At 50.2% G+C, this 17,834-nt stretch carries 22 protein-coding genes; 12 read left to right on the forward strand and 10 right to left on the reverse strand.

Features of this window, described 5'->3' with window-relative positions; all coding sequences use genetic code 11:
* Positions 1–28: 28 nt before the first annotated feature.
* Entirely contained in the window at positions 29–793 is a 765-nt protein-coding gene (locus SB719_RS04080; protein ID WP_292968911.1) for an SDR family NAD(P)-dependent oxidoreductase, read from the reverse strand.
* Between the two features lie 154 nt (positions 794–947).
* On the opposite strand from SB719_RS04080, the gene SB719_RS04085 reads away from it, so the two are divergent.
* The 5 genes from SB719_RS04085 to ycgZ all read left to right on the forward strand — a co-directional run bounded on the left by SB719_RS04085 (position 948) and on the right by ycgZ (position 4,752).
* Complete coding sequence (locus SB719_RS04085) at positions 948–1,466, forward strand: GNAT family N-acetyltransferase (RefSeq protein WP_304234453.1); 519 nt, start codon at positions 948–950, stop codon at positions 1,464–1,466.
* A gap of 718 nt (positions 1,467–2,184) precedes the next feature.
* Complete coding sequence (locus SB719_RS04090) at positions 2,185–2,445, forward strand: hypothetical protein (protein WP_304234451.1); 261 nt, start codon at positions 2,185–2,187, stop codon at positions 2,443–2,445.
* 235 nt (positions 2,446–2,680) lie between these two features.
* Positions 2,681–3,331: a hypothetical protein gene (locus SB719_RS04095; RefSeq protein ID WP_304234449.1), complete on the forward strand. Its 651-nt coding sequence runs from the start codon at positions 2,681–2,683 to the stop codon at positions 3,329–3,331.
* A 641-nt stretch (positions 3,332–3,972) separates the two neighbouring features.
* Positions 3,973–4,281 (forward strand): hypothetical protein, encoded by a 309-nt coding sequence (locus SB719_RS04100; RefSeq protein ID WP_412158924.1) that lies wholly within the window; start codon positions 3,973–3,975, stop codon positions 4,279–4,281.
* Between the two features lie 228 nt (positions 4,282–4,509).
* The gene (ycgZ, locus tag SB719_RS04105) at positions 4,510–4,752 is read left to right on the forward strand and encodes a regulatory protein YcgZ (RefSeq protein WP_065647584.1); all 243 of its coding nucleotides are present in this window, start codon (positions 4,510–4,512) and stop codon (positions 4,750–4,752) included.
* 17 nt (positions 4,753–4,769) lie between these two features.
* On the opposite strand, the gene SB719_RS04110 is transcribed toward ycgZ, so the two are convergent.
* The 7 genes from SB719_RS04110 to SB719_RS04140 form a co-directional block, all read right to left on the reverse strand.
* On the reverse strand, positions 4,770–4,967 hold the full coding sequence (locus SB719_RS04110) for a hypothetical protein (protein ID WP_292968920.1): 198 nt from the start codon (positions 4,965–4,967) through the stop codon (positions 4,770–4,772).
* A gap of 102 nt (positions 4,968–5,069) precedes the next feature.
* Positions 5,070–5,333 carry a hypothetical protein gene (locus tag SB719_RS04115; RefSeq protein WP_292968922.1) on the reverse strand — a complete coding sequence of 88 codons (264 nt, stop codon included), beginning with the start codon at positions 5,331–5,333 and terminating at the stop codon, positions 5,070–5,072.
* A gap of 243 nt (positions 5,334–5,576) precedes the next feature.
* Complete coding sequence (locus tag SB719_RS04120; protein ID WP_304234446.1) at positions 5,577–6,737, reverse strand: diguanylate phosphodiesterase; 1,161 nt, start codon at positions 6,735–6,737, stop codon at positions 5,577–5,579.
* Positions 6,738–7,046: 309 nt separating this feature from the next.
* Positions 7,047–8,975 (reverse strand): methyl-accepting chemotaxis protein, encoded by a 1,929-nt coding sequence (locus SB719_RS04125; RefSeq protein ID WP_412158925.1) that lies wholly within the window; start codon positions 8,973–8,975, stop codon positions 7,047–7,049.
* A gap of 459 nt (positions 8,976–9,434) precedes the next feature.
* A complete protein-coding gene (hchA, locus tag SB719_RS04130; protein ID WP_304234443.1) occupies positions 9,435–10,283 on the reverse strand; it encodes a glyoxalase III HchA in 849 nt (282 codons plus the stop codon).
* Positions 10,284–10,404: 121 nt separating this feature from the next.
* Positions 10,405–10,665 (reverse strand): hypothetical protein, encoded by a 261-nt coding sequence (locus tag SB719_RS04135; RefSeq protein ID WP_075050691.1) that lies wholly within the window; start codon positions 10,663–10,665, stop codon positions 10,405–10,407.
* 78 nt (positions 10,666–10,743) lie between these two features.
* The gene (locus SB719_RS04140; RefSeq protein ID WP_292968932.1) at positions 10,744–11,421 is read right to left on the reverse strand and encodes an SOS response-associated peptidase family protein; all 678 of its coding nucleotides are present in this window, start codon (positions 11,419–11,421) and stop codon (positions 10,744–10,746) included.
* Between the two features lie 164 nt (positions 11,422–11,585).
* Between SB719_RS04140 and SB719_RS04145 the strand changes: the two genes are divergently transcribed.
* Both SB719_RS04145 and SB719_RS04150 read left to right on the forward strand, forming a co-directional pair.
* Entirely contained in the window at positions 11,586–12,074 is a 489-nt protein-coding gene (locus tag SB719_RS04145) for a MarR family winged helix-turn-helix transcriptional regulator (protein WP_065647577.1), read from the forward strand.
* Positions 12,075–12,168: 94 nt separating this feature from the next.
* Entirely contained in the window at positions 12,169–12,369 is a 201-nt protein-coding gene (locus SB719_RS04150) for a hypothetical protein (RefSeq protein ID WP_304234439.1), read from the forward strand.
* Between the two features lie 30 nt (positions 12,370–12,399).
* Here SB719_RS04150 and SB719_RS04155 read toward each other — a convergent pair whose 3' ends face one another.
* Entirely contained in the window at positions 12,400–12,636 is a 237-nt protein-coding gene (locus tag SB719_RS04155) for a hypothetical protein (RefSeq protein ID WP_065647576.1), read from the reverse strand.
* A gap of 336 nt (positions 12,637–12,972) precedes the next feature.
* Here SB719_RS04155 and SB719_RS04160 point away from each other — a divergent pair, with 336 nt between their 5' ends.
* Positions 12,973–13,218, forward strand: a complete 246-nt coding sequence (locus SB719_RS04160) for a ParD-like family protein (protein ID WP_065647575.1) — start codon at positions 12,973–12,975, stop codon at positions 13,216–13,218.
* Positions 13,215–14,003 (forward strand): type I methionyl aminopeptidase, encoded by a 789-nt coding sequence (gene map, locus SB719_RS04165; RefSeq protein ID WP_304234435.1) that lies wholly within the window; start codon positions 13,215–13,217, stop codon positions 14,001–14,003. The genes SB719_RS04160 and map overlap by 4 nt, the downstream gene beginning before the upstream one ends.
* Here map and SB719_RS04170 read toward each other — a convergent pair.
* Entirely contained in the window at positions 13,994–14,908 is a 915-nt protein-coding gene (locus tag SB719_RS04170) for a LysR family transcriptional regulator (protein WP_304234434.1), read from the reverse strand. The genes map and SB719_RS04170 overlap by 10 nt on opposite strands.
* 127 nt (positions 14,909–15,035) lie before the next feature.
* Here SB719_RS04170 and hpxD point away from each other — a divergent pair, with 127 nt between their 5' ends.
* From hpxD to SB719_RS04185, 3 genes are all read left to right on the forward strand, one after another.
* Positions 15,036–16,073 carry a molybdenum cofactor-independent xanthine hydroxylase subunit HpxD gene (hpxD, locus tag SB719_RS04175; RefSeq protein ID WP_304234432.1) on the forward strand — a complete coding sequence of 346 codons (1,038 nt, stop codon included), beginning with the start codon at positions 15,036–15,038 and terminating at the stop codon, positions 16,071–16,073.
* Positions 16,074–16,082: 9 nt separating this feature from the next.
* Positions 16,083–17,051 carry a PDR/VanB family oxidoreductase gene (locus tag SB719_RS04180; RefSeq protein WP_304234430.1) on the forward strand — a complete coding sequence of 323 codons (969 nt, stop codon included), beginning with the start codon at positions 16,083–16,085 and terminating at the stop codon, positions 17,049–17,051.
* 422 nt (positions 17,052–17,473) lie between these two features.
* Entirely contained in the window at positions 17,474–17,677 is a 204-nt protein-coding gene (locus SB719_RS04185; RefSeq protein WP_304234512.1) for a general stress protein, read from the forward strand.
* Positions 17,678–17,834 lie beyond the last annotated feature (157 nt).

A 17,834-nucleotide genomic window follows, 5' to 3' on the forward strand; every position in this document is an offset into this window, starting at 1 on the left:
CAACTGCCGCGGGCTTTTTTTATTGCTATCAGGCTTGTTTTGGCTGACCGTTTGATGCCGTTAAACCGCCATCAACCGGCAGGTTAGCGCCCGTTATATAGCGGGCATCATCGCTGGCAATAAAGGCAATTGCGCTCGCAATGTCATCAGCTTCTCCTGCACGACGCAGTGGAATACGATCGTAGAAGCGCGCCAGTAACGCTTCATCCTGTTTTGCATTTTCAGTTAAATCGGTGAATGTAAAACCGGGACAGATAGCATTGACTCTTACGCCGTCTGAACCGTAATCCATTGCCAGCGCGCGCGTAAAGTTGGTTACGGCGCCTTTGGCCGCGTTATATACACTCATACCCCAGTCTCCGCCAAGTCCGGAAACGGAAGAGATGTTAACGACGTTGCCTTTAGTTTTCAGCAGGGCTGGCATAAAGTAGTGCGTACAGTAGTAGACGCCATCCAGATCGGTGCCCATGAGCGTCTTCCAGTCTTCAGGCGAAACTTCGTGGATCTTACCCTGAACAATACTGCCCGCATTGTTTACCAGTACATCCGCACGCCCGTAGTGCTGGCTAACCTTTTCACTCAGCTGCCTGACCTGCTCTGCATCTGAGACATCGCATGGAACAACAAGATGTTTGCCAGCAGGTAAAGCCTCTTTGACTTTTTGCAGCTTCTCTTCTGTTCTTCCCACCAGTACAACTGACGCGCCCTCAGCAGCAAAACGTTGTGCTGACGCAGCGCCAATACCTGAACCTGCACCAGTGATAACGACAACTTTATCTGCAAAACGTGACATGATTTCTCCTTATCTGATGGAAATGACCTCCCTAAGCCTGGCAAGCTCTCGTCAGTCATCAAGCAAAACCTACGTTTTAGGATGACTCTCAACGGAGAAAGCACGAAAAACAGACAAAACTTATAACAATGCCAATAGTGAGATGGAGCGACATTTGAACAATCAGCAGAGTACATTTCACCTGGCACAGAAAAACGATAGTGCAGAAATCAGCCAGCTCTTACAGCAAAACAGCGCGTTATTACAGGGAACATTTAGTCAGGAAAGGGTGTGCGAGCTGCTCAGTAATAGTGCAACCTGGGTGCTGCTGGTAAGGCAAAAATCACGACTGCAGGGCGTATTGTTTACTCAGGAAAATGCAGCAAATACGCCTGACATTATCACTGCCATGCTTAGCGCCTGGCCTGCAGGCAGACATTGCTGGATTTACGGTCCGATCTGTATCGCTACGCAGTCTCGCGGAAAAGGCCTTTCAGAAGCGCTTTTCGCGCGCGCATGTCGTCGCTATGGTTCGCGTAAGCCCGTGCTTTTTGTCAGGCATGACAATATCGCCTCTCTTAAAGCGCACATACGCCTTGGCCTGCAGCCGGTAGCGCAATTTAGTTATGACAATCAACAGTTCATTGTTCTGAGCCAGGTTGATAAGGCATCTGCAACAATGAAGATCACCTGAAAAATATGATTAAAAAAAGTGATGTAAACAGGAAATGTAAATATAAGCCAATTCTTAGGAAACGATTTCATACCTTAAAAAACACTCATAATTCAACATCTTAAATAATTAGCGAGCTAACTATATACCTGGCATGTAAATTTTTTTACTAAGCGAGCCGGAAAAAAATGACAAATTTCTCTATCATTAATATGTTCAGTGAGAAATCCAACTACGCACTGAGCTGAGTAACTCCTACCTTGCCTCCTCGCGGAGGCATTTTTTTTGCCTGTTAAGGCGCACGCCTCCCCCGCCTCTGGCCAGGTAATACAATTCTGTAAATCGCTTAAACACGGCACAATTGGTTTACCACACTATTTTATGCTGGTCCGATGAGCATGGCAGTTTTTCATCGTGTTTCGCGCTGAAACCCGTTTTCCGCTGACTTGTCATCTATAATTTATGAGCCAGCTTATTCTGGCAAACAACACACAGGATGCGTTTTCAGCGAGAGAAATCCTATTCAACATTTTGTTAGCCCGCCCTGCGCGGGTTTTTTTTTGCAGCATGTGAGAGTCAGCCTGGCGGCAATAGTCTGCAGAATTTTCATTGGCTAAAAAGCATTCGATCAAAAAATTCTGCTACCTGATTTGGAAAATTTCAAAATATATCCGGCAAATTCTGCCGTTACGCCTACAGTAAGTGTTGAGGTTATCCCGCAATCGTAAAGGAGGTTTGTTTGTCTATTCAACACGACGAGATAGGTCATGTCATTATCGGCGAAGCGGCACTCAGCCTTGCGTTGAGCGAAAAAAAGATCAGCGTTCATTCACTGATTAATGAGCTCGAATTGATGGCGAATGCGGGTGGCAGCGATGCCCGTCTTATTGAGATCTCAGAGGCCAGAAGCTGGCTGAGAAGTTTTGATAAACCTGAGCACGCTGTACCGTACGTGCCCTATTTGCAGACACTGACAAGCCTGAACGACGAAAAGAACTGACGCCTATGGACGTAGTCCGGCTCCGGCTGGAAGACGACGATAAAGATAACCTTATCGGTTACGCGCAAGCGTTTTCCGGCCGGAGAAATTGTCAGGGACGACACCTCCGCTCTGCTACCCTGCATATAGGCAGGCGCATACAGCATCATTTCCGGTTACACGCTTTCCTGCTGTGCCAGCTTATCATTCTTCGCTAATTTATCATCACACCCACTCCGGTTTTCAGGGAGGTCTTTTGGAACGAAATACAGCGGATAACCTTATGCCCATCACCCTGCCTGATACGCACTTTAACCAGATTCTGAGTCGTGAAGCGCCAAATCGGGATGATACCAGCGCTTTTCTGGCAGACGATCCCCGTGCATTCACGCTGCCAGGCTTTATTGTGCCGTTTGGTTATGCTCTGTATGTCTGTCCGGAAGATAAACAATACCGGCTGGTTACGCAGGAAAAGAGACCTGAAACGGTTTATGCGGTAAGGCTGGAAGAAACCAGGGATTATACTTCTCCTCTGCGCGCCTGCATTCAGATTATGGTCTGGCGCACGCGTCAGCCTCAACATGAACAGGCCGTGCATGGACTGGCACGCCGTTTTTTTTGTTATTTCCTGCATACACGTTCAATTATTATCACTGACAGTGCCCAGACTAATGCGGCAAAGGTTATGTGGGAAAGCATGATTGCCTGGGCATTGCGCGATCGGGATCATTATGTCTATGTATGGGATGGCACCCGCCACGACAGGCTGCTGGTACCCGTCTCTGACTGGCAGGAATTTTGCGAACACTGGGTAACATTTTGCTGGGGCAGCCAGCCTGACAGCCATTTACAGCGCAGAATTATCATCAGCACGGTTCCCCTCGCTCCAGAAGACCCCGAACAGTAACTTCCCTTCTCTGTGAGCCGCGTAAAATTTTGCCTGCTAATGCAGAGCGGGTATGTCGTAAGCGTGCCATGCTTAACATGGGTATAAATCGCAGCAGCGATATACAGGTACTTTTAGCGTGGCCGTGCAGCAAAGTCTATCCCGGCACTGCCCGATACGGGCCGCAAAAGTGAAATCCTCAGCTGATGTAATTCTGGCTCAGATTATTACCTTACGGAAAAGCGGCGATAACGGTCAGTATTCAGAGAGTTAATACAATGCTCAGGCCCGATCAAAAAAGGCGCATAGTCTTAAAAGCGAGTTTGTGTTAACCGTGTTTGGTTTTTTATCACGCTGACCAGCGTGTAATGATGACCGATCGATCTATTCCGGAAATAGCGTGCAACGCGTGAGCAGCTGCAAAAGTTGAACAAGAAGAAAATAAATAACATTAATTTTTTTTAAGATTATTCTGCCTTCAGTCAGTTTACACTGCGGCATCAGAATGATGTTGCACGCTATCAGTGCGTTACAAACCTGCATTTCATAGTCATTAAATATGTTTCGCCCCTGAGCTTAGCTGATTATTTATAACGTATTGTAGAAATATTGCTGCTCATTACACTTTAAAACCATTACAAACCATGATGAGGAGAGATGAAGTGTTGTTTCATGAAAAGGTAATAGGTCATGTCATTATTGGCGAAGCGACGTTGAATCTGGCACTGGGCGATAGAGACATCAGCGTTCAGGCTCTGATCGCTGAGCTGGGTCGTATGGCAGAGACAGAAGAGAATGATGAGCGTCTGGCACAAATTGCAGATGCCAGAAGCTGGCTGAAAAATTTTGTACAGCCTGAACGACTACACACAACGCATACACAATGGCAGCTTCAGGCAAAGCGTCATGAGCAAACAACCTTGCCAGCTAAACCGACGCCTTTCACGACGGGCGACGATGACGACAATTAACACATTTTATCGGAACAACCTTATACAGACCCATACACTGAACCTGTACAAAGATAGAGTGAGATTTTTGTTCTGGCAGGAACCGGTTCAAACCATTGATTTGTAACATAAAAAACAAACATCGTGGTAAAGCTGACAAAAGAAGGGCAGAAAAAGCTGTACAAGTAAAAGTTAGTTGTATAACTTTACCCCTGTCAGCACAACTTACTTATCTCAAAGAGGCTAACTATGCGTCAGAATATGGTACAGCACCCATCATCCGCTAGTGACATCGCTAACTATTTTAGTAAAGCATCCACTCTGAGCCAGCAGGAAACGCTGGGACAACTGGTTGTTGAAATTCTGACCTCAGGTAAAAACCTCAATCGCAAAGCGCTATGTACAAAGCTGCTTGGTCGTCTTGAAGCAGCAACCAGCGCTGAAGAAGAGCAGCATTATCAGGCACTGATTGGATTGTTGTTTGATCGTTAATATTGCGTAAATATGAGTTAGTGCATCTGGCGGGCAAGCATGATTACAGCTTTGCGGCAGGCCTCACGAACATCCTGCCCTGTCGCTGTCTCACCCATCTGATGCAGCGCAGTAGTAATATCATGCAGAGTCAGATGCTCATCCGGCTTAAGAAGGCGCGCTACGACCGTTCCGATAACGGCGTAGATATCTTCGGCGGTTGCGTCATTTTTCACATGACCTCCGTCCGTAGGTGGATAAGCATACAGTTTAACAGAAATTGTTCCCGGGGAACAATTTAGCGTCAGACTGTGGGAAATCTTTGATTGTGGTCAATTTTAATGCATTTTGCCACGCGCAGGTCGTCTGTCAGATTCAGTGATAATCGCTTTTTCGGATGCCCTTACCTGCATTTCACGTCTGACTTCATCGATAGCACGCAATGCGGCACGGATGCGATCCTCATCGGTCTCTTTATCCAGGCCAACACGCAGGCGATCAAGTAAAGCAGTCCATGAAATAGCCGCATTGGCATCAAGTAAATCAGTCACGGCCTCACCGATTAAAATTTCAGTCAGTTTTTCTTCAAATTCTTTTTTCATGATGTGTCCGCCTGCAGGTTCGGGGTCGCAAAGTTTAACACAGAATTTTCGTGTGTAACCCTGTACCGCAATGAGCCTGAGCGTTTCGTATAAATTTCACTGATTTACCGTATTCATGATGCCAGAAAACGCCCTTACTGGCGGAGATGAAAATCTGACCGAAAGAAGCCTGGCTAAAAAAAATGACCGGCTGCATTGATGATGCGCCGGTCGGTCAGAGTGATGCAGATGCAGAGAATGGCGCTACATCGCTTCGCGATATTCCGGCCACGACACGGATGTACCCTGTGGCGTAAAGAGCGACCCCTGGAAATCGATGACGCCTGCAGCCTCAAGCCACATCCACTCTTCAGGCTGTTCAATGCCAGATGCAATGACATTAATTTCAAGGGCTGAACAGCATTTGATAATAGCCTGCACGACGGCCTGCTTAGGACCGCTACGGTGTACATCACGAATAATCCCGGATGCAATACGCACGCGATCGGGCTGTACATGTGTCAGCAGTGAAAGTCCGGCAGAGCCATCACCGAAATTATCAATCGACAGGCTGATGCCCGCCTGCTTGAGCTGCTTGACCGCTTCGGTAAAGTCGTTCAGGCCCGGGATAACTTCTGTTTCACTGACGCCCAAAATAATCTGCTCTGGCACCAGCCCGGCGCTTTTGATCGCATCCGTAATGGTATCGACCGCGTTTGGCACTGCAACCAGCGTCATCGGCAGAATACTTAAATAGAGCGTCATGCCATCCGGACAGGCTTTACCCGCTTTCATCAGCGCCATACGCACAGCGTTCAGATTTGCACTGTATTTATCTTCATCTTCACCTGCACTCTCCTGACTGTCGGAGATGGCCTCCAGCGCGGTGATTTCACGGCCAAGTGGATCGACCACCGGGCGGAAATGGATGCCGTGCTCTTCCTGAAGCGACCCTGTCATATCGGGGATAAAGTCCCACAGATCGGCTGGCAGCACTTCAAAATAGTTCTCTTTTTCCCGCGATTCCACAAAGGTGCGCAGGAACTGCAGGCCCCGGTCATCATAGGTCAGCTGGAAGCGGGACGTACCGCGATCCAGTACCGCCTGAAGTACGGTTGACTGGTCATGTTCGCGCAGGTCAAACAGTTCCATTCCGGAATTACCGAAACGGCGATAAGGTGAGTAGTCACGCATAAGTTCAACCACATTGTGATGACGGCGGTCAGCACAGATGCGATTGTAGATCGTCATAACACCCTCTTCAGGTCCCTCAAGGATCTGAAAGAAATGCGTACCGTTAAAGAGCAAAATACCGGTAATCTGGTGCGACGCATTCAGGAGACTCGCCTTCTCAACCATACCCGGCAAAATTTTGACAGGCACATCAGCGGAGATGTGACTACGGTAAATGATTGTGGTTAGCATTAAATACTCCAGTTTACGTGAGTGTACCTGTCTACTTTATCAGCCGGCGGCAGCTACGTATAATGCTGTCTGAAATTATCTGGCTGAATTACTGTAAATATTAAATCCATGATTCCAGAAAAAACCAGCAGAGAATGCACAAAATTGCCTCTTTTCAGAATCATAGAGAAGCATAGTAAATAAGCGAAACGGGGTGGAATTGTAGTCTGCTGCCGGAAATTTTTTTGGCAAATGGTGTTGGTTCACGACGTTTGTTTGCGTTTTTTTCTCTGTAAACAGATGCGGGGCGCGCCCGCATCCTTGAAAAGATCAGACCGTATGGAAAACAGCCACCAGCTGACGTAAACGTGAGGCTCGTTCTGCAAGGTCGCCAGCCGAAGAAGCTGACTCCTCAACCAGCGCTGCGTTTTGCTGTGTAACCTGATCCATCTGGTTTACTGCAATATTAATTTGCGAAATCCCGCTGCTCTGCTCCTGAGAAGAGGCAGAGATATCCCGGATGAGCTGCGCTGTCTGACCGATGGCCTCTACGCTCTGTTTCACCTTGTCACCTGCATCTCTGGCCATCACTATCCCCTCTTCAGCGTGACCAACAGATTGCGCAATCAGTTCTTTAATCTCTTTCGCAGCAGAAGCAGAACGCTGTGCCAGCGAACGCACTTCAGATGCGACGACGGCAAACCCTTTGCCCGATTCACCCGCTCTGGCTGCCTCTACTGCGGCATTCAGCGCCAGAATATTTGTCTGAAAAGCAATGCTGTCAATGACGCTGGTTATCTCTTCAATTTTTGCCGAGCTGCCCCGGATACGTCTCATCGTTTCCATTACCGAGGACATCGCCTGTCCGCTGAGTGATGAAGCCTGCGTTGCTGCTTCAGCCATAGTTGTAGCGTGGTGAGTATTTTCAGCGTTCTGGCTGATAATGGATGCCATCTGTTCCATACTGGCAGCGGTTTCTGCCAGGGATGCGGCCTGCTCTTCAGTGCGGGCAGAAAGGTTTCCATTACCGTTTGCGATCTCTTCAGACGATGACGCTATAGTCAGCGCACTCTCCTTGATATCTGATACCAGACCGGCAAGATGCTGTTGCATCTGCTGCAATGATTGCAGCAATTGCCCCATCTCATTGCTGCCAGTGACATGAATCGGACAGGTCAGGTCGCCGGCTGCAACATGGCGGGCAGCGTTAACCGCCTCCTCCACCGGACGCGTCACCGAGCGGGATATCATAACGGCGACCCAGACAGCCAGTAACGCCACCGCGAAAAGTACCCCCAGCAGGCTGTATTGCGCATTACGGCGCGCATCAATTTGCTGATTCAGCATGATCGACAGCTGATCGGCGCTCTGTTTTCCCAGCGTGGAAAAGTTATTGATCGCCTCAGTGAATACCCGGACATACTCTGCCGGCGTGACGGTTTTGGTTTTGGATACAAAAATGGCATTGGCCAGCGCCAGTGCATCCTGTGCCTGCTGCACGGCGGTTGTATCCGCGCTGGCAAACAGCTGTTTTAATGCTGGTTCAATAGCAAAAACTTTATCCATATTATTGCTAAATTGCTCCAGCGCTACATTGCCATTTTGCAGCCGGAAATCCATCTGACTGAGCGCGACCTCTGATGTACCCGTGCCTGACGCAATCAGGGATGTGCCACTTGCCCTGATCTGCCCAAGGGTTTCTGTTAATAACGGCAACCGGTTGAAAATGCTGATAATCAGCTGATAGGTATTTAAGTCACTGTCCAGTGATAAGCCGTAAAAATCCAGGATGTCCTGGTTTGCTATTAACAATGTCTGGATCAGACTGGCATGACGGCTGAGGCTCTCTTCCAGTGAAAGGTGTTTATCACCAATCTCTGTCTGCAGTTTTTTCCACTCCCCGTCGGCTTTATTCAAACGCGCCAGCGGCTGTGCAGCCTCCGCGTTTTGGCCGAGTTCAGTGACAACACTGCTATAGAGCGAATCGATCTCCTCTGCCAGCGCCACACGCGAAGCACGAACTGAATCGTTGCTGGCAATAGCGATAGCACTTTCTGCCCGATGACGCTGGACCAGGTTAACCAGTGATAGCATCTTTTTTTCAACCGGTATGCCCGTAAGCTCAATTTTTTTAGCATCGATCGCCTGATTCCCGCTTTGAATAAACAGGCCGGTAGGAAATATAAATAATCCGAGCGCAAACAACCCCAGCAAAATAAACTTCGCTGGCAGATTGATCGTGTTTAGTATCTTTTTCATGCACTATTCCTGGGTGAGCCTAAAGAGATAAATTCCGAACGAAATATTTTTTATTAAACGCTTCAATTTAACCACCCATGCGTTATCAACGTTGCATCCGGGGCTGCAAGGTATTACCGCAATGCGTGAACTCAAAAATTATAGATTGCTAACGGTTATTTTACAGAGGATATATTGACGATATATTCTTGCGTAACACCCAAAGTCAAATAAGTTAAAAACTATAAAAAACATAATCTTATAAAATAATCACAGGTTCCATAAAAAGTCAAAACCCCGTTATCTATCGAAAAAACTTATCTCAGAATAAAGCGTTAAAGTTTTAGCTACCTGCGCCGATAATCAGCGATTTCTTCTTCGGCAGGGAAAGTGGCGCACTCTGCCCTCAATTAAAATGGCGTCTCATTAAAATACCAGCCCTGACAAACAGAGCCGTCAGGACTGGAAATTACAGGTGTGTTAACCGTATGCCTTTAGCAACGTTTCTGCAGCGAGTTTGCCTAATGCATTCGCGGCATAAGGGCTGTCGCCAGTTATGACATTGCGATCGCGATGTACCGTACCCTTGATATCTTCATTGATAATATAAATACCCATAGCGCGCAGCTTTTCACCAAAGTACCAGGCAAGATGACCTGGCATATACCCTATTTCCGGCGTCTGCTTGTCAATCGCATCAGGGAAAGCACAGATTTCATAGCCCGTCAGCGGATTATCGGACTCTGTTAATGAAAGAAATGCCGCCGGGCCGTGACAGAGCGAGATCAGATAACGGTCATTTTCCAGCGTCCAGCGTAATAACGACGCCACCTCTTGACTCTCCGGTAAGCCAATCAGCGCACCGTGCCCGCCCGGTATAAAAACAGCCGCGTAGTCGCTATGGGGCGAGAGGGTCGCCAACACATCGGCTAACCTGAGTGGGGAGCGAAAGGCTGGCTGGTAGCGCTGATAAAATTGTATTACCGCTTCATCCTGCTCCGGCATGGCCCAGTGTTCAAACTTTGCCATCTGACCAGAGAGCGTTGCAATGTCGAGGCCAAAGCCCGCCTGGTGCAGGTGATACATTGGCAGTAGCGTTTCTACCGGATGATTGCCGGTTGAAAACAGCGTATCGTTAGCCAAAGACAGATAACGTTCATCAGTACACAGGACCAGAATTTTTTTGCTTCCGTCACCGGGCACCGGATAGTCAGCGCCGTCCAGATCGGATACCGGGCTGGTAAATTGATTGCGCGAGTAGTCTGAGGGGAAAAATGCGTCTGCCTCGGCACGATCGGCAACGGGTTTCCGGCTGAGTTCGTTCGTCATTTATGCTTCCTCTGTAAGTAAATACAGAGAAAAGCGTAGGTGAAAAACCGGCCTGGCTCACTGAGCCAATTCTGAATGCCGCTGCGCCTGTTATGATGCAGAGCACACCCGCACGCATAACTTATTGCGTCACAGCGGCAGGCACTTCCTCAACTAATACCAGCGGGCACCGCCGCACCCGGCAGGCCTGAGAATAGGCCAGCGCGCAGACTGCGCACAGGTCGCATACGTCGGATTCATACTCATACTCCATATAGTATCGAAAGCGACTGGTGTGAGTAGCAGTACGCCAGAAACGCTGCGGCTCCAGCAGTTCATCAAGTTGCCTGAAAGTCAGGGCTGACGGGTTGTGGTACCCGACTCTTACGCGATAAGTTGTCATGCTTCGATTATTGAATGACTTACCGCTGGCTGCAACCGGACACCGGTTTTCATTTCGATAGCTAAAATGTATCAGTCGCTACTTTTCCGGCTCGATCTCTTCAATTAACTCAGCATCCTGCTGACGTACGCTGCCTACCCGCGTGGTCACCGCATGCCAGCAAAAGGCGTCTTCGGGTTCAGCGGCTTCATGCGCGATCTCCTGGGCACGACGTGCGGATGTGCTGTTGCTCAGCCATTCATGAACGCCTTCTGCAGTCAGGACCAGCGGGCGGCGATCGTGAATATCGACCATGCCTTTATTGCTGGAAGCCGTCACTATGACAAAACCTTCGTGCCCCTGAGCGTGATTAAACGGTGCTTTGCCGATGGCAGCAAAAAACAGCGGCGTTTTGCGCTGGTGATAGATGAAAAACGGCTGCTTTTTCCCTTTCTCTCTTTTCCACTCGAACCAGCCATCAGCCGGTACTATCGCCCGCCCCTGTTCCCAGAGAGGTTTAAACATCCGCCCGCTGGCAGCGGTTTCGCTGCGGGCATTAATCAGAGGCTGCTTATGCCACCATTCCGGCCCGTATCCCCAGTAGACGGGATCCAGCCGCAGCGCCTCTTCGCGCTCGCTGAGCAGTAATACGCGGGTACCTGGCGCGACATTGTAGCGCCCGATAGGCAATGGATCGTACTGGATCTCATCCGGCGCAATACCGAGCGCCATAAAATAGTCATCTCTGCTGCTGTACTGCGCGAATCGTCCACACATATTGACCTCCGGCTGTAAGCATAGGCCAGTTTGTCACACCCGCGACAGCTACTGCGATTGCGCCAAGTTACATTGACATCAATTTAATTTGGTTCAATACTTGTCGCTGTCCGGGCGCAGCATGCGCTTTCCCTGTCGGCCAGCATCAGTCAAATGGATCGTGAATGTGTACTGATATAAATGATCAAAGCGGTAACAACGAGCGTCCGCTGTCTGACGCACCGGTAACCGTCGACCAGTTCCTCTGTTTTGCGCTCTACTCTGCATCACTCGCCATGACCAAGCTTTATCAGTCCCGGCTTAAACCGCTTGGACTTACTTATCCCCAGTATCTGGTATTACTGGCGCTGTGGGAAAAAGATGAGGTGACCGTCTCGGAGGTAGGTGCACGCGTGCGGCTCGATTCCGGCACGCTCAGCCAGTTATTGAAAAGACTTGAAGCAGCCGGTCTTATTGTGCGTAAACGCGATTCAGGCGGCGATGAACGCCGGGTACTTATTTTCCTGACTGATGAAGGGCAGCAGCTTAAAAGCAAAGCTGCCGGGGTGCCCGCCGATATGATTTCGGTGATGGATACCCCTTATGAAGAACTGCATGATCTTACCGTAAGGGTTGCAGCCCTGCGGGAAAAACTGCATCAGGCACTGCCCTGAACGCCTGACCCGACCCCGTCTGCTCAGGCCAAAACGTGTGCAGGTCGTATAATGGCAGCCATAAATACCCGATTAATATGCAGAGGGATACCGCGTGAAACTCAGCGTTTTGGATAACAACAGTGCCATTCATGCCGCCATCGGGCGTACCGTGTCGTTTTTACGCAAATCCGGACAGCCTTTAAGTATTGACAACATTCTTGTGCATTTGCGGCAGCAGGAAAGTGAGGCGCTTGATGGGATGAAAGAGACCTATGCAAGCGCTGTACGCGCTCTGACAGCCAGAGAGCAATAAGCCATTACAATGTGCTATGTGCCTCGACACTCAGTGTAACGTCTGATCATGAGAGGCCGCATCGATTATCGGGCAGTCTGCCCCCTGGATTTCCCGGATGGCAAAGTAGAGCGAACGGATTTTTGCTTCACTCTTTTCCGTTGCCAGCATCTCCTGCAGTCTGCTGAGCAGAGCATCATAAGAAACAGGTAACGCCTCTTCAAACAGCGCCATTACCGCCTCGCCTATTACTCTATCCACCCATTCATCATCATCTGCTTTGTTCATTCTGCGGTCGCCGGGTCAGTGTACATCTGGAAAAAAAGCTTTTAATACCGCTAAAAAGATACTACAAAATTTATGTCCATTCAGAAACAATCCGCAAGCAACGTCGGGCCAGGCCTGTATATTCCATTTAACTTGCTGATTAATATCCAGTTAACCTGATACGTGAAATATTTTACTGCATGTTAAACAGGTTCATTTCAGGATAAAGCGTAAGCGATCATCGCACCCGGTTTGCGTTTAACTCTGCACCATTACTGATTTTATCGCAGGCAACCTTGTATCTCCCTTCATTACAGGTAGTATATGAACCATATACACAACATATAAGGCACAGCCATGGGCATTGTGAAAATCTCCGATCTGATGCATGAAAATCTGCGTATCGCCAGCGGAGCATTGAGCCGCTCAGTTAATGCTCAGGCGGAGCACTGGATGAAGATGGGCATGCTGGCAGAACTTTATCCCGACAAAGACCATCAGGCGCTGGTCCGGCTGCTGATGCGCGTTGAACGCGACGGAGGGAGTGACCTGGCAGCACTCTTAAATCATCCTGCATTTCTGACTCAGGAGAAGGCATCATGAATATTACGTTCCATAATGCCGCGGAAATTGAACAGGCGCGCGCCGCGGGTAATGCTGCTGCTGCCGTGCTGGCCATGATTGGACCTTATATAAAGCCAGGTATCAGCACCGACGAGCTGGATCGTCTCTGTCACGATTACATCGTTGATGTCCTGAAAATCACGCCGGCAAATATTGGCTATCATGGCTATACCCGTACGCTCTGCACGTCAGTCAATCACGTAGTCTGCCACGGTATCCCGGGTCCGAAACGACTTAAAGAGGGCGATATCATTAATATTGATGTCGCGGTTATCAAAGAGGGCTGGTATGGCGATACCAGTCGCATGTACTTTGTCGGCCAGCCTTCAGTTCGCGCCAGGCGACTGGTGGATATCACTTACGATGCAATGATGGCGGGTATCAGCGTGGTGAAACCCGGTGCCCGGCTGGGCGATATCGGCGCAGCCATCCAGCGGGTAGCTGAAGGCGCAGAGTTCTCTGTCGTACGCGAATACTGCGGTCATGGCATCGGACGGATCTATCATGATGAACCACAGGTGCTTCATTATGGTACGCCCGGTAAAGGCCTGATGCTGGAACCGGGCATGATCTTTACTATTGAACCGATGATCAATGCCGGCAAAGCAGCGACCAGCGTATTGAATGACGGCTGGACGGTGGTAACAAGAGATCGCTCACTCTCTGCGCAGTGGGAACATACCGTTGCCGTCACAGATAACGGCTTTGATCTCCTCACGCCGTGGCCGGATGGCACCGGCAGCGACTCTTCGGTTCAGCGCTGAAGAAGGTTCATCGACTCAATCACCTCCGTCATCTGCTGAATCAGCATCTGTGCCGCGCGCGAAAGCTGCCGCGACGGTGCAGTGCATAATGCCAGCGTCAGAGGGCGCATGACGTTGTGCCGGAGCGGCACAAAGCTCAACTCCCCTTTTTCAACCTCAGTCATTACATCCAGCAGGCTCAGCACGCAGATCCCGCTGTTCTGCGCCACCAGCGTATGGATAAGACGAATATCATTACAGCCAATCACATTGTCAGGGCGGAATCCCTGCCGGTGGTAGAGCGCAGCGACCCGCTCATGAACAACCAGTGAGTCCCCCGGCAGAATATGTCGCTCATGACTCAGTTCACTGAGTGAAATAGCATCACGGGTTCTGAGCGGATGCTGGTTATTCATGACCACGCCCATTTCCAGTTCAGCAAAAGCCAGCACATCAAGGCCGCTCTGGCCAGCCGGGTCGAGGATAAGACCAAAATCGATTTCAGATTGTCTGATCAGCTGGCTGATACGATGGCTGTTATCGACGGTAAGCGTCAGATTCAGCCAGAGATGCGTCTGCGCCATGACCGCTATCCGTTCGGCTATCCGGCCCCGGGTCAGAGACTGCACCATTCCCAGGGTAACAGTGCCGCGTTTTAGCCCCTGAATTTCATCGAACCGCTGGCGCGTAACGCGAAATTCACGCTGCCAGCGAGTGAGATCGCTGTAGAGCAATTCGCCGGCAGTGGTCATGCGCAGCCCTTCCGGCAGACGCTCAAACAGCGGCGTATTAAAGGAGGCTTCTGCCTGTAAAATTTGCCGGTTGATCGCAGACGCCGACACGTGCAGCTTTTCTGCCGCCTTACGCAGACTGCCGCTGCGGACGACCTCAGTAAAATAGAGTGCAAAACGGGAAAATGGGCTCATCGTGTACCTGTACACTTTTTTGCAACAGCAGACTGTAATCTTAGCGATGGATCGTAACACAGAAGCGTAATAACAATGTCCTGAAAAAGAGTACGTTTATCACGGTCTGTGAACTGATTATCAGGAGATGACTATGCCCGGCCCGACACCGCCTGCCCACTGCACTTTTGACCCTGAAGACTGGCTGCGCCTGGCGCGCCACTGGCATCCTGTTGCGCGCAGTGGTGATATCAGCAGCGCCCCGGTAAAAGCGACGCTGCTGGATGAACAGCTGGTGCTGTACCGGATCAAAGGAAACATTGTAGCCGCCCGTGATATCTGTCCACATCGTGGCGTACCGCTGACGCTGGGTTTTCACGATGAAGAGGGCATTATCTGTCCTTATCACGGCCTGCGCTTTGGGGAAAATGGCCGGTGTAACCGCATTCCGTCGAGTCCGGACCAGCCGGTACCTGCCAAACTGCACCTTACCTCGTATGCCGTTGCAGAACGTTTTGGCTTGATCTGGGTTTGTCTTGCACCTGACAGTGAACAGCCTGCAGCACTGCCGACGATGCCGCACTGGGATGAGAGCGGATTCCAGCAAATCAACTGTCCCGGGTTCGACGTCGCAGGATTTGCTGGCCGGCAGGTAGAAGGCTTTCTGGACGTCGCGCACTTTGCCTGGGTACATACGGATACGTTTGCCGATCCGGCCAACCAGCTGGTGCCCGCTTATAATCCGGTTGAAACCGACTACGGCTTTAGCGTCGATTACTGGAGCTCCGTGAGCAATTTCGCTGCCGACAGCCCCTGCCAGGCGCCCGCTGGCTTTGAATGGCTGCGGCGCTTTGAGATGCATCTGCCCTTTACGGCCACATTAACGATTTTTTTCCCAGACGATGCCCGCCTGGTGATCATGAATGCGGCTTCTCCGGTTTCAGCCCGTCAGACGCGCATGTTTGCGCCTATAGCACGCAACTTTGATCTGCATATTCCTCCGGAAGAGGTGCACGCCTTTAACCTGCGCGTGTTTGAAGAGGATCGGCTGATGGTGGAGACCCAGCGCCCTGAACGCCTGCCGCTGGATCTTACGCTCGAGGCGCATATTCCGGCCGATCGCAGCTCGGTCGCGTACCGGCGTGGTCTGAAGCGCATGGGATTTGGTGAATTTTTTCTGGTCTGAGGGTCTGCGATGAACAAACTGATTACTGTGATCACGGACGGCATCTGGCGTCAGGGCCGCCGCAATCTTGGCGTCAGGCTAATGACGGCAGATGGGCAATTGCTGCCCGCATGGCAGGCAGGGGCGCACATCGATGTGCACCTGCCGTCGGGAATAATCCGGCAATATTCACTGACCGGACCGGAAAACAGACGCGACTGCTATGAAATTTGTGTAGCACTTGACGCAGATTCACGGGGAGGTTCGCGCTATGTACATGAAACGCTCCGCCCGGGTATGCAGCTTGCTATTTCTGCACCACGTAATCTTTTCCCGCTGGTTGCAGCAAAGAAAGTCATCTTGCTGGCCGCAGGCATCGGCATCACCCCCCTCTCAGCGATGGCGCAGGCGCTGGAAGCAACAGGCATCGCTTTTGAACTGCACTATTATCTCAGACAGCGGGGCGATGAGGCGCTTGCAGCAACGCTGAGCCAGAAATTTGCGCATGGCGTTTGTCATTTCTGGTACAGCAGTGAGGGAGTCAGCGCACGCAATCATCTGCCTGCCGGTGTCGCACATTATCAGCCCGACGCACATATCTATCTGTGTGGTCCGCTGCCTTTCATGTCACATCTGCGGCTTCAGGCTGAAGCCTGTGGCTGGCCCTCCGGAGCGATTCATACAGAGGCATTTAAAGCTGCTGCACCACAGCAGGTTACCGGGCGGGGCGCAGCGTTCACGATAACGCTGGCGCGCTCGGGCAGAAGCTGGCTGGTTCCGCCAGATCGGTCAATTGCAGCCGTGCTGACTGAGCAGGGCGTGGAAGTTGCACTGTCGTGTGAAATGGGCATGTGCGGCGCCTGTCTGACACCCGTTATTGAAGGTCAGCCAGACCATCGCGACACGGTTCAGTCTGACAACGAAAAAGCGTCGTCTGCCCAGTGTGTCGCCCTCTGCTGCTCCCGCAGTCATACCGCCAGCCTGATCATCGATCTCTGAATAGCCTGCTGCTGACCCGGCCAGCAGCCAGGCCTCCCCTGCCCGGGTAAAATCACCTGCGATAACCCGACATTTTCAGTCCTTATTTCTGTTCTGCCCATTCATACCAGGACTGAAAAAAATAAACGAAGCGTAATAGTACGCCTGCACTCTTTTATTGCGCGATGTCATGCTGTGCATGGCTAATTGTCACAACTTTTCATCAAACCTTTTCAGGACGCAAAGAACGCTTTCCTTTATCGGAGTAAAATGCTAACTATTCTCCTGCGTAAGATTAAGATAACAGGATCGTTTAAAATCGATTCTTACTTAAACAAACGACCCGTCGTAAATTAAAAGTCAGGATAAATTCTGGCTTGAATATGGTAAAAACAGCGCTACATTTATTTTTGCCACAAGTCAGCATGAACAGAGAGGAAAAAATGCAGGATTCCAGCAATAACCCGGAAGAAGCTGAAAAAACCAAACCACGCCGCGGTGGTGCAGGTAACTTTGCTGCTAACAAAGAACGTGCTGCTGAGGCAGGCCGTAAGGGCGGTCAGGTCAGCGGCGGCAACTTCAGAAACAATCCTGAACGGGCTATTGAAGCGGGCAGAAAAGGAGGAAAAATTAGTCGTCGTAAGTAAACTTATACAGCATCTGATACCCCCTGCACTTCATTTAATCCTATAAATGACACTCTCCTGACATCGTTTACGCTTCGCTTAAGCGAAAGAATCGACCTGTCAGGAGAGTTATTTTTCATCCGGAGAAAAATTTTCGATTAAAAGTTGATCGATGGAA

Origin of the sequence: Pantoea sp. SIMBA_079 (genome assembly GCF_046940275.1) — a bacterium.
GTDB classification, from domain to species: Bacteria; Pseudomonadota; Gammaproteobacteria; order Enterobacterales; family Enterobacteriaceae; genus Pantoea; species Pantoea borealis.

What these genes read in the sequence shown, in the direction of transcription:
- SB719_RS04080 (WP_292968911.1), bottom strand. Translation starts at nt 793, where the DNA reads ATGTCACGTTTTGCAGATAAAGTTGTCGTTATCACTGGTGCAGGTTCA.
- ycgZ (WP_065647584.1), top strand. Translation starts at nt 4,510, where the DNA reads ATGCGTCAGAATATGGTACAGCACCCATCATCCGCTAGTGACATCGCT.
- SB719_RS04115 (WP_292968922.1), bottom strand. Translation starts at nt 5,333, where the DNA reads ATGAAAAAAGAATTTGAAGAAAAACTGACTGAAATTTTAATCGGTGAG.
- SB719_RS04120 (WP_304234446.1), bottom strand. Translation starts at nt 6,737, where the DNA reads ATGCTAACCACAATCATTTACCGTAGTCACATCTCCGCTGATGTGCCT.
- SB719_RS04125 (WP_412158925.1), bottom strand. Translation starts at nt 8,975, where the DNA reads ATGAAAAAGATACTAAACACGATCAATCTGCCAGCGAAGTTTATTTTG.
- hchA (WP_304234443.1), bottom strand. Translation starts at nt 10,283, where the DNA reads ATGACGAACGAACTCAGCCGGAAACCCGTTGCCGATCGTGCCGAGGCA.
- SB719_RS04135 (WP_075050691.1), bottom strand. Translation starts at nt 10,665, where the DNA reads ATGACAACTTATCGCGTAAGAGTCGGGTACCACAACCCGTCAGCCCTG.
- SB719_RS04140 (WP_292968932.1), bottom strand. Translation starts at nt 11,421, where the DNA reads ATGTGTGGACGATTCGCGCAGTACAGCAGCAGAGATGACTATTTTATG.
- SB719_RS04145 (WP_065647577.1), top strand. Translation starts at nt 11,586, where the DNA reads ATGTGTACTGATATAAATGATCAAAGCGGTAACAACGAGCGTCCGCTG.
- SB719_RS04155 (WP_065647576.1), bottom strand. Translation starts at nt 12,636, where the DNA reads ATGAACAAAGCAGATGATGATGAATGGGTGGATAGAGTAATAGGCGAG.
- SB719_RS04160 (WP_065647575.1), top strand. Translation starts at nt 12,973, where the DNA reads ATGGGCATTGTGAAAATCTCCGATCTGATGCATGAAAATCTGCGTATC.
- map (WP_304234435.1), top strand. Translation starts at nt 13,215, where the DNA reads ATGAATATTACGTTCCATAATGCCGCGGAAATTGAACAGGCGCGCGCC.
- SB719_RS04170 (WP_304234434.1), bottom strand. Translation starts at nt 14,908, where the DNA reads ATGAGCCCATTTTCCCGTTTTGCACTCTATTTTACTGAGGTCGTCCGC.
- hpxD (WP_304234432.1), top strand. Translation starts at nt 15,036, where the DNA reads ATGACTATGCCCGGCCCGACACCGCCTGCCCACTGCACTTTTGACCCT.
- SB719_RS04180 (WP_304234430.1), top strand. Translation starts at nt 16,083, where the DNA reads ATGAACAAACTGATTACTGTGATCACGGACGGCATCTGGCGTCAGGGC.
- SB719_RS04185 (WP_304234512.1), top strand. Translation starts at nt 17,474, where the DNA reads ATGCAGGATTCCAGCAATAACCCGGAAGAAGCTGAAAAAACCAAACCA.